The following is a 1,278-nucleotide window of genomic DNA, read 5'->3' on the forward strand; positions in this document are numbered from 1 at the left end:
CTGCAATCCACCGGCAACCTCACCGCCACCAGCGGCGGGGCACTCACCACCACCGGCGCAATCGGCGTCGGCGGCAATGCCAGCCTGACCTCGACTGGCGACCAGACTCACAGCGCCGCGCTGCAAGTCGTCGGCAATCTGACCAGCCAAGCCGGCGGCAACCTCACCATCGCCAACTCCGCTACCGTCGGCAAAGACCTCACCCTCACCAGCGGCAACACGCTGCAAGCACACAGCCTGCAAACCCAAGCCGGCGCGCTGACCGTCACTGCGGGCCAAGACCTGCAACTCTCCGGCCAGAACATCGCCCAGAACGCCGCCACCCTCACGGCGCAACACGGCAGCGTCAACGTCCAAGACCAGCTCGACGGCCACGCTGGTGTCAGCATCGCCGCGCAGAACGCCATCACCGTGCCCGGCACCATCAACACCGCCGGCCCGCTGGCGCTGCAAACCACTGTCGGCGACGTCATTGTCAGCGGCCAGCTCAACAGCAGCCAAGCCCTCGCGGTGCAATCCGGTGGTCAGCTCGCTGTCACCGGTCAAACCCAAAGCGGCACGACTACCGCATTGACTAGCACCGGCGCGACCACCATCGCCGGCACCGTGCTCACTAAGACCGACCTGAGCATCGCCAGCGGCGGCCCGCTTGCCGTGACCGGCACCCTGCAGACCAGTGGCAACACCACGCTGCAATCGCAGACCAGCGCCAACCTCGGCGGCACGATCACCACGCTGGGCGCGCTCACCGTCGCCGCGCAGCAAGATGCGCTGCTCACCGGCAAACTCTCCGCCGGCCAGACCGCCACGCTCACCGCCGGCCAGAACCTCACCAATCAAGGGCAACTGGTAGGGAAGGGCGATGCCACGTTGCAAGCCGGGCAAAACCTGAGCAACACCGGCAGTCTGCAATCCGGCGGTGCGTTGAACGCTACCGCCGGCAATGCGCTGACGCTGGCCGGCACCACCGACAGCGTGGGCAACGTGCGACTGCAATCCGGCAGCGACATGACGCTGGGCAAGGTCTCGACCAAGGGCTCGCTCACGGCCACAGCCGGGGCCAACCTCACCGTGAACGACCAGCTCGTCACGCTGGGCGATGCCAGCCTCACCGCGACGAACGGCAATCTATCTATTAATAGTGCCGGCAGCCTGAACGCCGGCGGCAACGCCACGCTGCGCACCGGCCAAGACGCCACCCTGACCGGTACCACTCAAGTCGCTCAGAACCTGCAGCTGGGTGCCGGTCGCGACGTCAACTTGCAAGGCACCCTCGGC

General features: G+C 66.8%; 1 protein-coding gene. It reads left to right on the forward strand.

The genetic code is table 11. From position 1 onward, the window contains the following. Positions 1-1,278, forward strand: a 1,278-nt coding sequence (locus BR41_RS21655) for a beta strand repeat-containing protein (RefSeq protein ID WP_035061519.1), incomplete at both ends; no start/stop codon positions are given.

Origin of the sequence: Andreprevotia chitinilytica DSM 18519, assembly GCF_000711875.1 — a bacterium.
GTDB lineage: Bacteria > Pseudomonadota > Gammaproteobacteria > Burkholderiales > Chitinibacteraceae > Andreprevotia > Andreprevotia chitinilytica.